The sequence below is a fragment of the Flavobacterium anhuiense genome (assembly GCF_001705175.1).
Taxonomy (GTDB): Bacteria; Bacteroidota; Bacteroidia; order Flavobacteriales; family Flavobacteriaceae; genus Flavobacterium; species Flavobacterium anhuiense.
In genome coordinates this window covers 2,835,486-2,850,207 of the sequence record NZ_CP016907.1, presented here as the reverse complement: position 1 = coordinate 2,850,207, position 14,722 = coordinate 2,835,486, and the positions used below count along the sequence as shown (strand labels likewise).

The 14,722-nt window shown below is 33.5% G+C and carries 16 protein-coding genes; 9 read left to right on the top strand and 7 right to left on the bottom strand.

The window, feature by feature from the left end; translation table 11 throughout:
• The first annotated feature begins 2 nt into the window (after positions 1-2).
• The 8 genes from BB050_RS12535 to BB050_RS12500 all read left to right on the top strand — a co-directional run bounded on the left by BB050_RS12535 (position 3) and on the right by BB050_RS12500 (position 7,642).
• Positions 3-839, top strand: a complete 837-nt coding sequence (locus tag BB050_RS12535; RefSeq protein WP_066033769.1) for a DUF6929 family protein — start codon at positions 3-5, stop codon at positions 837-839.
• A gap of 24 nt (positions 840-863) precedes the next feature.
• Positions 864-1,550 (top strand): DUF4304 domain-containing protein, encoded by a 687-nt coding sequence (locus BB050_RS12530; RefSeq protein WP_066033768.1) that lies wholly within the window; start codon positions 864-866, stop codon positions 1,548-1,550.
• Between the two features lie 271 nt (positions 1,551-1,821).
• Positions 1,822-2,322 (top strand): RNA polymerase sigma factor, encoded by a 501-nt coding sequence (locus BB050_RS12525; RefSeq protein WP_066033767.1) that lies wholly within the window; start codon positions 1,822-1,824, stop codon positions 2,320-2,322.
• Positions 2,323-2,324: 2 nt separating this feature from the next.
• Positions 2,325-3,290 carry a hypothetical protein gene (locus BB050_RS12520; RefSeq protein ID WP_066033766.1) on the top strand — a complete coding sequence of 322 codons (966 nt, stop codon included), beginning with the start codon at positions 2,325-2,327 and terminating at the stop codon, positions 3,288-3,290.
• A 79-nt stretch (positions 3,291-3,369) separates the two neighbouring features.
• Complete coding sequence (locus BB050_RS12515; protein ID WP_066033765.1) at positions 3,370-5,535, top strand: vWA domain-containing protein; 2,166 nt, start codon at positions 3,370-3,372, stop codon at positions 5,533-5,535.
• 53 nt (positions 5,536-5,588) lie between these two features.
• Positions 5,589-6,176, top strand: a complete 588-nt coding sequence (locus BB050_RS12510; protein ID WP_008468021.1) for an LURP-one-related family protein — start codon at positions 5,589-5,591, stop codon at positions 6,174-6,176.
• A gap of 113 nt (positions 6,177-6,289) precedes the next feature.
• On the top strand, positions 6,290-7,006 hold the full coding sequence (locus BB050_RS12505; RefSeq protein WP_008468019.1) for a 3-ketoacyl-ACP reductase: 717 nt from the start codon (positions 6,290-6,292) through the stop codon (positions 7,004-7,006).
• Between the two features lie 129 nt (positions 7,007-7,135).
• A complete protein-coding gene (locus tag BB050_RS12500; RefSeq protein ID WP_066033764.1) occupies positions 7,136-7,642 on the top strand; it encodes a hypothetical protein in 507 nt (168 codons plus the stop codon).
• A 164-nt stretch (positions 7,643-7,806) separates the two neighbouring features.
• Here the strand turns inward: BB050_RS12500 and mtaB are convergent, their stop codons facing one another.
• Complete coding sequence (mtaB, locus tag BB050_RS12495; protein WP_066033763.1) at positions 7,807-9,141, bottom strand: tRNA (N(6)-L-threonylcarbamoyladenosine(37)-C(2))-methylthiotransferase MtaB; 1,335 nt, start codon at positions 9,139-9,141, stop codon at positions 7,807-7,809.
• 487 nt (positions 9,142-9,628) lie between these two features.
• On the opposite strand from mtaB, the gene BB050_RS12490 reads away from it, so the two are divergent.
• Positions 9,629-10,153 carry a hypothetical protein gene (locus BB050_RS12490; RefSeq protein ID WP_008468013.1) on the top strand — a complete coding sequence of 175 codons (525 nt, stop codon included), beginning with the start codon at positions 9,629-9,631 and terminating at the stop codon, positions 10,151-10,153.
• Between the two features lie 67 nt (positions 10,154-10,220).
• Here the strand turns inward: BB050_RS12490 and BB050_RS12485 are convergent, their stop codons facing one another.
• The 6 genes from BB050_RS12485 to BB050_RS12460 form a co-directional block, all read right to left on the bottom strand.
• Entirely contained in the window at positions 10,221-10,751 is a 531-nt protein-coding gene (locus BB050_RS12485) for a GNAT family N-acetyltransferase (protein ID WP_066033762.1), read from the bottom strand.
• A 6-nt stretch (positions 10,752-10,757) separates the two neighbouring features.
• On the bottom strand, positions 10,758-11,561 hold the full coding sequence (locus BB050_RS12480; protein WP_066033761.1) for a Cof-type HAD-IIB family hydrolase: 804 nt from the start codon (positions 11,559-11,561) through the stop codon (positions 10,758-10,760).
• Between the two features lie 75 nt (positions 11,562-11,636).
• Complete coding sequence (locus BB050_RS12475) at positions 11,637-11,855, bottom strand: putative signal transducing protein (protein ID WP_008468006.1); 219 nt, start codon at positions 11,853-11,855, stop codon at positions 11,637-11,639.
• A gap of 13 nt (positions 11,856-11,868) precedes the next feature.
• A complete protein-coding gene (locus tag BB050_RS12470; protein ID WP_236940329.1) occupies positions 11,869-12,657 on the bottom strand; it encodes an alpha/beta hydrolase in 789 nt (262 codons plus the stop codon).
• A gap of 109 nt (positions 12,658-12,766) precedes the next feature.
• Positions 12,767-13,429: a DEAD/DEAH box helicase gene (locus tag BB050_RS12465; protein ID WP_008468005.1), complete on the bottom strand. Its 663-nt coding sequence runs from the start codon at positions 13,427-13,429 to the stop codon at positions 12,767-12,769.
• Between the two features lie 98 nt (positions 13,430-13,527).
• The gene (locus BB050_RS12460; protein WP_008468003.1) at positions 13,528-14,691 is read right to left on the bottom strand and encodes a sigma-54-dependent transcriptional regulator; all 1,164 of its coding nucleotides are present in this window, start codon (positions 14,689-14,691) and stop codon (positions 13,528-13,530) included.
• Positions 14,692-14,722 lie beyond the last annotated feature (31 nt).

Sequence of the window (14,722 nt, the reverse complement as noted above, 5' to 3'; positions counted from 1 at the left end):
TCATGGAAAAATTCACATTAGAAATATTATTTCAAATCATCGGAATCGGCTCGGCATCGGGATTATTTTACAATAATGACGCGCTTTATGTAATTGGCGACAACAGCGGATTTCTTTACGAATACAATATGCAAAATCAGCAACTGAATCAGCATGCTTTAATTGACAATCCAACGCAGAATATTCCGAAAAACTTAAAACCCGATTTTGAGTCACTTACACATCATAACGATACACTTTATGTTTTTGGTTCTGGTTCAACCGAAAACCGAAACAAAATGATTGAATTTGATTTGAAATCGAAAACCGTTTTACAAAAAAACAATTTAGTCGATCTATATGCTGTAATGCAGAATTTCGGAGAAATTAAACCAGAAGATTTTAATCTAGAAGGTGCTATTTTTGATGGCGAAAACTGGTATTTATTCAATCGCGGAAATGGCGTTTCAAACAAAAACACCATTTTTACGATTCACGCCAAAAATCTAGGAGAAGAATTTGCTCTAATTTCTGTTAATTACAAACTGCCAAAAATAAAAGGCGTTCGTTCCAGTTTTACCGATGCTGTTTTGGTTGATGACAAAATCTATTTCCTTTCAACTGCCGAAGACACCAAATCGACTTATGATGACGGAGAAATTCTAGGAAGTTTCATCGGAAGAATTGATGTAAAAACCATGAAAATAGATTTTACTCAAAAAATTACCTCAACCAATAAATTTGAAGGTCTGACTTTCTATAAAAAAGAAAACAACAAAATCGAATTTTTGCTTTGCGAAGATAATGATACAGAAGTTTTAGAAACGAAGATTTATAAATTGACTTTGCCGATTAAATAAATTTAGTAAAAGAAATTTCTTAAAATGAAAAAAAATCTTCAATTAGAATTTGACGAAATTTTAAAAAATCTGATAAATCCTTTTTTCAAAAAACATGGATTTAAAAAACAAGGAAATAATTTCAATAAGAAAATAAACAACTTAGTACAAGTAATAAACATTCAAAAAAGCAGATGGAATCAAGAAGACAATGTGTCATTTACAATAAATATAGGCTTTTTTGATATTGAAATCTATTTAGAAAATTCAAGTCAAATTCCAAAATTTATTCATGATTATGATTGTCAAATCAGATTCCGTATTGGATCTGTTGTTCATGGAAATGATTATTGGTACGAACTAACCCAAAAAACAAAAAAAGAAGATTTAGAAATTGAAATACATAATAATTTGAGTAATTCTTTAATTCCAATTTTTGAAAAAGTCATTGACCTTAATCATTTAAAGGATTTTATTTTAAAAAACGAAGTTGTTCAAATTACTACAACAGCGATTTATAAGATTAAAATTTTCATTAAAACTAATGAATTTAAAAAAGCTGAAGAATTACTTCAATTTGAGTATCATCGAACTTTAAATCCAAAAGACTATGTTTCAAAAACAATTCTTCCGGATGGCACCGAAATTATTAAAACATCAAAATCAGCAATCAACACTAAATATCTTGAAATCTTAAAAAAAATTGCTGAAACAAATGGTGTTGTTTTATAAAACTGAAAAAACAACTTCGTCAATCTTTATCGAGCTACTTGCGAAGATTCCTCGTCCCTCGGAATGACAAGTTTGCTGATAATTACACAACGTGACGCACACTACAGTACGTGTCTTCAGTCAAAACCTTTGTAACTTTGTTTCTTTGTAACTTTGAACCTTAAAAAAACTTTTTTTTCACCCCCGTCCCAACCTTTTTATCTTTTTTACTCTCTATACAAGAAAGACAACAATTGTGATAAACGAGACTCAAATAGCAAACTGTAAAAAAATGCACCGCGATGCCCAACGTCAGGTGTACGAATACATGGCGCCAAAGTTGTACCGCCTTTGCAAAAGATATTTAAAAAAGGAAGAGGAAATCGAAGAAGCTTTGGCCGATTCTTTCTTTACTATTTTCACCAAAATAGAACAGTTAAAAGAAGCTTATGCTTTTGAAGCTTGGGCAAGACGCATAACTGTAAATCATTGTTTGGCGACGATTAGAAAAGAAACCAACTTTAATATGTATTTAGATGATGTGAAACTGCTTTCGCAACCTTCTGTCGACGAACTGAATACATTGGAAGAAGAAGATTTACTTAATTTATTAAACCATATTCCTGACGGCTGTAAAACTGTGTTTAACCTTTTTGTCATTGAAGGTTTCTCACACAAAGAAATAGCCGAAATGCTGAAGATTTCTGAAGGTACCTCAAAATCACAATTGAATGCCGCTAAGACCAAACTGAAAGAACTGGTTAATAAACTGTATTATCAAAAAGCAAAATAGTCATGGACAATCAAGATAAATTATTCGATAAAATAAAAGAAGCTTCGCAAAAAGCCGAGTTTCAAGACTTTCCGGGAATGGAAAAAGTCTGGGCGCGCGTAGAAGAAAAACTGGACAAAAAAGAAGATAAAAAAACAATTGCATTATGGAAAAAAATTGCGGTTGCCGCTTCTCTTCTATTATTGCTTTCTCTAGGCTTTCAGTTTTTACATTCTAATAAAGAAACTGTAACAGAAACTCCAAAAGTAGTTTTGGAAGAAAAAGAAGCAAAACAGCCTCAAACAGAAGAGCCAATTGTAAAACAAAATGACGTAAGTTCTTCAGGAATAGTTTCAAACGAAGAAGCAGTTAAAATTTTAGACAATCAAACTAAAAATAAAGAACGAGTTGCGGTTCAAGAAATAACGATTCCAAAATCAGAACCTGTTTTATCTGCACCAGCTCCGAGTATTGCGGCAGAAACTGTCGTTTCTGCAAATGCGCCTCTTAAAAGTGAATCCTATGAAGAAGAAAATAACTTCGTTTCAAAAAAAGAAGTAACTCCAGAAATGGGTTATTCAAGTTATCCTCAAAGAGAATCTGCAAAAGTTGCCTATTCAGCAGCGCCAGTGCAAAAAGCAAAAAAGAACGCACCTTTAGTGATTCTTAACGGAAACGCAATGGCTCATAGCGACGACGTAAAAAAAGATAAAATGATGCGAGATGAGCTTCCACATCTAAATCCAGAAAATGTAGATTCTCTTGTTGTTCTTGATGAACCTTTGTACATTATTGATGGAATTTACTATTCAGAAAATGATTTGTTTGGCAAAAACCCGACTAGTCCGTATGCACCTTTAGATAAACAAGACATTAAAACCATAACTATTTTGCAAGACCTTGAAGCTACCGAAAAATATGGCGAAAGAGGTAAAAAGGGAGTTGTTATAATCACTACAAAAAACGGAAAACCGGCTCCGAAAAAATAATCGGTCCACAATAAAACTTTGTCAAAGTTTCAAACTTTGACAAAGTTAAATCTCAACATTAATTCTAAAACTTATTATCATGAAAAGTCTAAAACTTATTTCATCAGCCATTGCTATGCTTATATGTTTCGTAACCATAGCACAAGAAAGAACTATTTCTGGAATCGTTTCAGATGAAACAAAACAGCCACTTCCAGGTGTAACCGTTTTCAATCAGACATCAAAAAAAAATGTTGCAACTGATTTTGATGGAAAATATAGCATTCAAGCTAAAACTGGAGACATGCTAGTTTTCTCTTATATTGGATACAAAAACCAAAATCAAAAGGTTCAAAACTCAAATACGATTAATATAAAACTACTTCCAGATAATCAGACCTTAAGCGAAGTTGTAGTTTTGGGTTATGGCGTAAGCAGTTCAGAATATGAAGACCGAAGCTATGCTCGTGCTGAAAGAAGAAGAGAGAAAAAAGATGCAGCACAGGCACTTAAAGGAAAAGTTGCAGGAATTCAAGTTCAAAATTCTATGGGATATTCTGCTATGCCGAGCCCAACTGTCGCTATTCGTGGTACCGCATCAGTTTCTTCAAAAAGTGAACCGATGTATATTATTGACGGAGTTCCTGCAAAAGCCAATCAAATGGCAAAAATAAATCCGAATGATATTGATAATGTTTCGGTTTTAAAAGATCAAGCTGCGACTTCAATTTATGGAAGCAAAGCTTCAAACGGTGTTGTGGTTATTTCAACTAAAAATGAAATCTATAAAAACCTTTCTGAAAAAGAACTGGATAAAAAATTAAATATTATGCCAATTCCGACAGAACCAACTCAGGAAGATTACGATGCTTTTGTAGAAAATGCTTTTGAAAGTCCAAAAACAGCGCCTCTTTCTACATTTTCTATAGATGTTGATAATGCTTCGTATACCAATATCAGACGTTTTTTAAACAATGGCCAGCAAGTTCCAAAAGACGCGGTTCGTGTAGAAGAAATGGTTAATTTCTTTAAATATACTTATCCACAGCCAAAAAATGAGCATCCGTTTTCTATCAATACAGAAGTAAGCGATTCTCCTTGGAATAAGAATAATAAAATCCTTAAAATTGGCTTACAAGGAAAGAATATTCCAACAAACGATTTACCTGCTTCTAATCTTGTTTTCTTGATTGATGTTTCGGGTTCGATGAGCGACATGAATAAACTGCCTTTATTAAAACAATCAATGAAAATTTTAGTAAACGAATTACGTGCAAAAGATAAAGTAGCGATTGTGGTTTATGCGGGCGCTGCAGGAATGGTTTTGCCTCCAACTTCTGGAGATGAGAAAAAAACGATTATCGACGCTTTGGACAAATTACAATCTGGCGGAAGTACAGCCGGAGGCGCAGGAATTGAATTGGCTTATAAAACTGCAACAGAAAATTTTATTAAAGGTGGAAACAATCGTGTGATTCTTGCAACTGACGGAGATTTTAATGTGGGAAGTTCTTCTAATTCTGATATGGAAAAATTGATTGAAGAAAAAAGAAAAACAGGTGTTTTCTTGACTTGTCTGGGTTACGGAATGGGAAATTATAAAGACAGTAAAATGGAAATCTTGGCAGATAAAGGAAACGGAAATTATGCTTACATCGACAACATTCAGGAAGCGAATCGTTTTTTAGGAAAAGAATTCAAGGGTTCGATGTTTGCTATCGCGAAAGATGTAAAAATCCAGATCGAGTTCAATCCGAAGCAAGTTCAAGCGTATCGTTTGATTGGTTATGAAAACAGAAAATTACGTCCAGAAGATTTCAAAAATGATGCTATTGATGCTGGCGAATTAGGAAGCAATCATACTGTGACGGCTTTGTATGAAATTATTCCAACTGATGTAAAAAGTGATTATTTAGCTGAACAGCCTGATCCTTTAAAATATACTAAAACCGAAACCAATCCAAACAATTACAGCAACGAATTGGCAACGATAAAATTCCGTTACAAAAAACCTGATGGCGATAAAAGCATCGAAATGGTTCAGGTAATCGAGAATAAATCGGTTGCTTTGGATAAAGCGAGTGATGACATGAAGTTTAGTTCTGCCGTAGCTTGGTTCGGATTAAAATTAAGAGATTCAAAATTAATTGCCGACAAGTCTTCTGAAGAAATTGTAAAACTAGCGAAACAAGGAAATTCAAACGATGGCGAAGGTTACAAAGCAGAATTTATTCGTTTGGTTGAAACTTCTAAGCAGTATAATTAATAAATATTGTATTACATTTGCAGCTTTATTTTCAAAACTTATTTTACACACGTATGAATCCTATTTTAAGCCAAAATCTATTTTTAGTAAAAGAACATATTGGAATGTTCAAAGCCGCAAACAATTACGATATATATCATCCAGAAACGAATCAAATCATCATGAACTGCCGAGAAAACAATCTTGGATTCTTCACAAAAGTATTTCGTTTTACAGATTATAAAAGAGCAACTCCATTTAATGTTGAAATTACAACTGCTTCTGGAGAAAAATTAATTACAGTAAGAAGAGGCGTTGCCATTTTTAGATCGACCGTTGAAGTATTAGACGAGAAAGATCGCTTAGTTGGAACTTTCAAACAAAAATTTTTCTCAATCGGCGGAAGATTTGAAATTTTAGATAAAAATGAAAAACCTGTTGCAACGCTTCAAGGAAAATGGACTGGTTGGGATTTCAAATTCTCACATGAAAACAAGCAATTGGCACAGGTAAGTAAAAAATGGGCAGGATTAGGAAAAGAATTTTTTACAAGTGCCGACAATTATGTTCTTGAAATTGATGAAACAGTTGCTTCTGACAGTCCGCTGAGACAGTTAATTTTAGGAGCTGTCATGTGTATCGACATGGTTCTAAAAGAATAAAAAAAGTTGTTAAACTTAGATTAAGAATACCTTTTAAAGCATCATTTTAGTTTTCAAAAGCTTATTTTTGTAAGACTTAAAATGATGCTTTCTGCATTTCTAAAAACACAATCATGACCGACTTAAAAAATAGAAACGCCTTTATTACAGGCGCAGGAAAAGGAATTGGAAAAGCTGTTGCCATTGCTTTGGCAAAAGAAGGTGTAAACCTGATTTTGGTTTCAAGAACTCAAAATGATATTGATCAGCTTGCTGCCGAAACCGCAAAACTTGGCGTAAAAACGTTGGCGCTGTCTGCCGATGTTTCTGACATTAATTCTATCAATTCCGCCGTTGAAAAAGCTATTGCTGAATTTAAACACATCGATATTTTAATCAATAGTGCTGGAATTGCTTCTTTTGGAAAATTCTTAGAGTTGGAGCCAGAAGCTTGGGAAAGAATTATTCAAGTAAATTTAATGGGAACGTATTACACAACCCGTGCGATTATCCCAAACATGATCGAAAGACAAACTGGAGATATCATCAATATTTCGTCAACTGCAGGATTAAACGGAAACGCATTGACAAGTGCTTACAGCGCATCTAAGTTTGCTGTTTTAGGCTTAACCGATTCTTTAATGCAGGAAATGAGAAAACACAATATTCGTGTTACAGCTCTAACGCCAAGTACTGTGGCAACTGACATGGCAAAAGATTTAAACTTAACTGACGGAAACCCAGAAAAAGTAATGCAGTCTGAAGATATGGCAGATTTAATTATTGCACAGTTAAAATTAAACCGAAGAGTGTTTATCAAAAACAGCAGTATTTGGTCTACTAATCCTTAAAAATTAAATTCCATCCCGATAGCTATCGGGATAAAATTCCAAATTCCAATCTCATAGCATTTGGAGTTTGGGATTTGATTTTTGGAGTTTAGTGTTTGGAATTTAATTATTGGAATTTAAAAAAACATGATGGAACAATATTTAAGACAATTGGTCGAAATAGAATTTCAGGATAAAAAAGAAATCTTCAGCGGGTTTTTAATTGATTATTCTGATGATTGGATTTTGCTTCGAAATAATCCTGTAGATTTTGTTTTGGATGGTTTTGTCATCCTGAGAAATAAAAATATTGAAGCCGTAAACCGAGATCATGATCTGGCTTTTACAGAAAAAGTAATTCGTTTGAAGGGATTAAAAATAAATTCTGATGATATTATCCCAATCAAAGATTTAGCTTCAATTATTAAGTACGTTTCAGAGAAATACGGTATTTTTCAAATTGCCAAAAAATCATCTAAATCTGCCTATTTAGGAAAATTAATAGAATTGAATGACGAAGAATTGACTATTAATTTCTTAGACACAAGAGGTCAATTTGGCGGAGAATTAGGATTTAATCCCGAAAAAATTCGAGTTATTGAGTTTGACACTGATTATATTAATTCTTTGAAATTGGTTGTTCAGGATAATGAATAATATATAAAACAGAAAAGCCTCTTAATAGAGGCTTTTTTTGTCATTCCGACCGAAGGGAGAAATCGCACTAGCAATTACGCACAGAAAATCTCGAATCTTTGTCGACAAACTAGTGTGATTTCTCCCTTCGGTCGAAATGACAATACTTTGTCTGTTTATTTTTTTTAAGCTTTCGCTAGTTTGTTCAAAAACTCTATACGAACACTTCCATCTTCATCAATTTTAGTCAAATTGATTTCTTGAAGCGTATTTACCAATTCAGGATTCCAAGGTGTTTTTACTTTTACGTAATTTTCAGTAAATCCGTGAATGTATCCTTCTTTATTTTCACTTTCAAAAAGAACAGTTCTATTGGTTCCTAATTGGCTTTCGTAAAAAGCTCGGCGTTTTTTAACTGACAAACCTCGAAGCATTTTACTGCGTTTAGCGCGAACATTTGAAGGAACTACGCCTTCCATATCTGCCGCTTCTGTATTGTCTCTTTCTGAATACGTAAAAACGTGCAGATAAGAAATATCCAAATCATTTAAGAAATGATAGGTTTCTAAGAAATGCTCATCTGTTTCTCCAGGAAAACCAACAATTACATCGACACCAATGCAAGCGTGAGGCATTACTTCGCGAATTTTAGCAACGCGCTCCGTGTATACTTCTCGTAAATAACGGCGTTTCATTAATTTCAAAATATCATTGCTTCCTGATTGCAGCGGAATATGAAAATGCGGTACAAAAGTTCGGCTTTTAGAAACAAATTCGATTGTTTCATTTTTCAATAAATTTGGTTCGATAGACGAAATTCTCAAACGTTCGATTCCTTCTACTTTATCCAAAGCCTGAACTAAATCTAGAAAAGTATGTTCGTGCTTTTTGTTTCCGAACTCCCCTTTTCCGTAATCACCGATATTTACTCCTGTTAAAACAATTTCACGAATATTCTGTGCAGAAATTTCTTTCGCATTTTTCAATACATTTTCTAAAGCATCACTTCTCGAAATTCCTCTTGCCAACGGAATTGTACAATATGTACATTTATAATCGCAGCCATCTTGAACTTTCAAAAATGCTCTAGTACGATCTCCAATAGAATAACTTCCTACGTAGAAATCAGCTTCTGCAATTTCGCACGAGTGCACTTCACCCATATCATTTTTGCTCAAATCATGGATATAGTCTGTGATTTTGAATTTTTCTGTAGCGCCCAAAACCAAATCAACTCCGTCAACTGCAGCCAATTCTTCTGGCTTCAATTGCGCATAACAGCCCACAGCAGCAACAAAAGCTTTATCGTTCAGCTTCATGGCTTTCTTGACAACCTGTTTAAATTGTTTATCGGCATTTTCTGTTACAGAGCAGGTATTAATCACATAGATATCTGCAACATCTTCAAAATCGACGCGGTCAAAACCCTCGTCATTAAAACTTCTGGCGATTGTAGAGGTTTCTGAAAAATTCAGTTTACAACCCAGAGTGTAAAAGGCAACTTTTTTTCTATTTTCCATAATTTGTCTTAAATTAATGAAATCGTTGTCAAAAAATTTAAGGCTGCAAATTTACAAACAATATTCATCAAAAGAAAGCGATTAATGCACTTCCAATCAATAATTTGCGCTAATATTAATTTAGAAACATTCAAAAGTTAATCTTTTTTACCTTTATTTTACAAAATACAAGACTTTTGTTTTTTAGATTTTAACATTCAGATAAGAATAAAATGACAAAATAATCGACTAAATGCAAGTTTTACCGATTAAATACATTTTTTTCTATTTTAAATTCAAAATTTCTTACATTTACCATTGTTATGCATCAAGTTGCCAATAAATTCATATTAAAGAATTTTAGTACCCTTTAATTAATTTAATAATAATTCGGGCATAACAATTTTGAATTTTACTCGTTATGTTGTTGTTTTGTGTTACAAAATGAAATGGGAAAGCCGAAAACCAAAGAGAGTAGGCAAAATTATAATAACAAATACCACGCTTTATGAAAGCATTTTTACCCACAATCTGCTTGATGTTCTTAACCTTATTTAGTTCGCAAGCGCAAACTAATGCCCCTGCTGCAAATGCAAATCCATTTCCTACTATTAGTACATTGACGACTTGGGCAAGCTTTAACTCACAACAGCAATTTGACGTTGCTATTCGTGCAGTTGGGTTTAAGTTTGAAGTTAAAGAACCAGGTGAAGGATCTACAGCTTATACCTACATTCGTAAAGTAACTGTTAACGATGTAAACTATACGGATAGAATTGTATACAGAATTACCAATAATAATTCTGCAAGTATTATTTCTTTAGTAACCGCTTCTACTGACTTGGTTAGTTTATACACTCCACAATTAGCAAGTTTTAAAAACAACAACTGTAAAACTGAAATGTCTAAAGACAAAAATACAACGTGCAGCTGTTACGAAAGTGCAAATTTTGCAATCGATCTTTGCGACGAGCGTGTAAAATTAACTATGGGTGACGGAAATAAATATTTTGTTTCTGTAGCTAAAAAATAATTATAACTCTGATTTGTTTCCAAATCTTTACTGACTTTTAAGTATGTAAAGATTTGGAACACATTTCTTAGTTGGAGTTTGGATTCTTAAGTTCGTACCAAACTTCTAATTCTTCTTGATATTCGAAAGAATTCACAAAATGGAAACCTAGTTTTTCTAAAATCTTTCTAGAATTTTCGTTTCCAGCATCTGCATAAGCATAAAGCACTTCTACTTTCATTTCGTTAAAAGCACGATCAACAAAAGCTTTTCCTGCTTCTGTTGCATACCCTTTTCCCCAATGTTTTTCGATAAAACGATATCCTAACTCATAAAAGTTTTTGTGGTTATTGATTTCGTCTGTAATAAACTTAATTCCAGACCAGCCAATAAATTCGTTCGTTTCTTTCAAAACAACTGCCCATCGGCCTGTTCCATGATCTTTATATTGTTTTTGAACAAACTTGATATATTCAATGCTTTCTTCAATATGTTTTACGGGTCTATTCCCTACAAATAAATGCACGTTTGGATTAGAATCCAATTCGTACATTCCTTCTGCATCAGAAAGTTCAAGTTCCCGTAAAATCAGGCGTTCCGTTTCAATAGGCTTTTTCATCTTAGTTTAGTTTAAAATATAACGTGTTACTACTTCAGCAACACCATCATCATTATTTGAAGCTACGATTAAATCTGCTTTGTCACGCAATTCTGGCGTTACATTATCAACCCAAACTCCTAAACCGGCATATTCGATCATAGTTAAGTCATTTCCGGCATTACCTACGGCGATAATTTCGCTTTGGTGAATTCCTAATTTATCAGCCAAAAACTTCAGACTTGCCGCTTTATCAATGCCTTGTTGTGCCGCTTCTAAGAAAAATGGTTTTGACATCGAAACGCTTAAATGAGGCATAGCTTCTTTTAAATCATTTTCTAGCGTTTTCAAATACGCTGGATCTTGAAGCAAGATACATTTAACCGCTGGTCTGTCTACATAATCTTTAAAGCTTGACACTTTATGATGCGCCATTCCTGTAATTTCTTTTTCTACTTCTATAAATTCAGAGTCGGTTTCGCTGATAATTTCGTCATCCAAATAGGTAATTATGTGCGCATTTTTCTTTACGCTATAATCATATAACGCATGAATTTGTTCTACAGTCAATTTCTGCTCAAACAAAATCAAATCGTCTTTAACATGACTAATTATTGCTCCATTAAACGAAATCATATACGAATCGTTTACATCGAGTTCCAGCTCTTTAGCATAAGCCGTCATAGCTGTAGTTGGTCTTCCCGAAGCCAGAACCACATAAACGCCTTTTGCTTGTGCTTCTAATATTACTTTTTTATTTAAATCTGAAATTCTATGATCATCTGTCAACAAGGTATCATCCATGTCGAGCACTAACATTTTGTATTGCATATTATTTTAGTTTTCAGTCGCAGTGACAGTTTACAGTTAGAATACTGAAAACTGTGACTGCAAACTGCGACTTTTTTAAAGACTCATTCTAAATTCTTCAATAACGGAATTTGCTTTTGCAAAATCAGTTTCCTGAATAAAAACCTCAACTGCCAAATCTGTTTGTCCAAAACCTCCCAAACGAGCAGATTGAATATTATCTTTTTTTACAGTTTCTACACCTGCTTCTTCTAATCTTTCTTGCAAAGCAATTGCTAATACTTCACTTCCTGAAAACACTTTCATTAATCCCATAGTATTCTTTATTTTATTCTAATATTACTTTTAATTGTCTTTGAAAATCTTCATTTTCGTTAACGCCAATGTGTTCTTGGTTTTTTAATGGATAAAAATAAGCATTTGATTTTAAAAGCTTTTTTAACCTTATCGAATTTTCAACAGGGATTAACTGATCGTTAGTTCCATGAAAAATATAAATTGGGCATTTTATTTTTGGAAGATATTCATTGGTTTCCAAACTAAACTTCTTCATGAAATCAGGAAAAAAAGGAACTCTTGAGCTTGATAATTCCAAAAAATTATAATACGGCGCCTGAAGAATCAATGCTTTTGCTTTATTTTCTAAAGCCAATTTTGTCGCAAAACCAGAACCTATAGAATAGCCTGCAATTATAATTTTATCCTCAGAATATCTTTTTGAAATACTTTTATATACAATTGATATATCTTCAGTTAATTGCTCTTCATTCTCAATTTCACCTTCACTTTTACCGAAACTTCTATAATCTAAAATAAAAATATCATAGCCCTGAGAGGTATAAACTTTTGCAATCTTCCCCCAAGTTTCTAACGTCCCTGCATTTCCATGAAGATAAAAAATAAGCCCTTTAGAATTTTCTGCTTTGAACAACAATCCATTTAAGACAGCTCCATCAAATGATTTTATATTTATTTCTTCAAATTTCTGCTGATAATCAAACTTATAATCTTTTGGCAATCTCGATGCATGAAAAACTAACTCAACTTGATTAAAATATACATAGGAAATTATCAAAACGTAAATAACAAGAAAAAAACAGAAAAGTACTATTGACAAGAATTTGAACGTTTTTAAAATCTCCATAAATTAGTTTGCAGTTAAGTTTTAAGTAAAAGTGGCAGTTCACATTTTGCTGTAAACTGCCACTGTATACTGTGACTATATCTTATTCCTCTTCAATATCGTCTTCTTCTTCATCAAGCTCCTCTTCACCTTCTTCGTCCATATCAAACAAATACGGTTCAATCATGATTTTGTCTGCCAAAATTTCAATTCGTTCTGTTAGAGTTTCTGTAAAAATAATTCGCTGTACTTTGGCAATACTGTTTGAAATACGAGTGATTTTAGCATCGTGACGCAATTTCAAAATCGGATCGGCATCGTCTATAATAAACATTTTAAGACGATTTACGTTGTAACCCGCCGTACTGAACATATCGTTCAATTTCGTTGGCGTACCAATTAAAACATCAATTCCGGTAGAAACGTAATTTTTATCATAATCCATATCTCCTTTGTCGTGCACGCCGTAAACCTCGAGATTAGCATATTTTCCTAATTTCTCAAAAAGGTCAACCATAGCGGTCATTTTCTCTTTATCCTCAACAATGATCAAAGCACGAGGCGATTCTTCTGTTTTTCCCGCCAATTGCTGAATTACATTCAATACAATTGTAGTCGTTTTTCCGCTTCCTTTTGGCGAAACAATTACACAGTCTGCGCCACTTTTTATGGTCGAAAAAGTTTCCATCTGCAAAGCATTGGCTTCCGTCAGACCATTTTCAATTAAACCGTCTTGTAATTTCTCGTTTATCTTTTTTAATTTCATTTTTTTATGCTTTAGGCTTTATGCTTTATGCTATAAGCTAAAATATTATATTTTTAAAAGCCTAAAGCCTATAGCTTAAAGCTTATTCCGCGAAGCATTTATTTGCTAGCGAACATTTTTACATCTGTTTCAGAAATTTCGTTTCCTCCCAAAATGATTAATCTTTCTACCACATTTCGAAGTTCACGAATGTTTCCTGTCCAGTCATATTCCTGTAATAATTTTATGGCTTGCGCCGAAAATGACTTAACCGCATTTCCTTGTTCCGAAGCTATTTTCTCTGTAAAATGAGAAATCAAAGCTGGAATATCATCACGTCTTTCATTCAATGGCGGAACTTTTATTAAAATTACAGCCAAACGATGATATAAATCTTCACGGAAACGGCCTTCGGCAATTTCTGTTTTTAAATCTTTATTGGTTGCGGCAACGACACGAACATCCACTTTTATGTCTTTATCGGCACCAACTCTAGTAATCATATTTTCCTGAAGCGCACGCAAAACTTTGGCTTGCGCCGAAAGGCTCATATCTCCAATTTCATCCAAAAAAATAGTTCCTTTGTCAGCAGCTTCAAACTTTCCAGCACGATCTTTCACAGCAGATGTAAAAGCACCTTTTACGTGTCCGAACAATTCGCTTTCGATCAATTCGCTCGGAATTGCAGCACAGTTTACTTCAATCAAAGGAAAACTAGAACGCTCGCTTTTTTCGTGCAATTGATGCGCCACTAATTCTTTTCCAGTTCCGTTTGGACCTGTAATTAAAACTCTGGCTTCGGTTGGAGCCACTTTATCAATCATCAATTTTATATGATTAATCGATTCGCTGTCACCAATCATTTCGTAGTTTTTACTGACTTTTTTCTTTAGAATTTTATTTTCAACTACTAATTGTTTTTTATCTAAAGCATTACGAACTGTATTCAGCAAACGATTCAAATCTGGCGGTTTCGAAATATAATCAAAAGCTCCTAAACGCATGGTTTGAATAGCCGTTTCCATGTCGCCGTGACCCGAAATCATCACCATTGGGATTTCTGGTTTTATCTTTTTTACTTCTTCTAAAACCTCAACACCGTCCATTTTTGGCATTTTGATATCGCACAAAACCAAATCGTAATCGTTGTTTTTTATTTTTTCAAGTCCCGCAACACCGTCTTCTGCTTCATCAACCTGATACGAATCATTTTCTTCTGATAAAATTTTTACCAAAACTCTTCTGATTGCTGCTTCGTCTTCTACAATTAGTATTTTACTCATTCTTTTTCTAAGGTTCAAAGTTGCAAAGTTA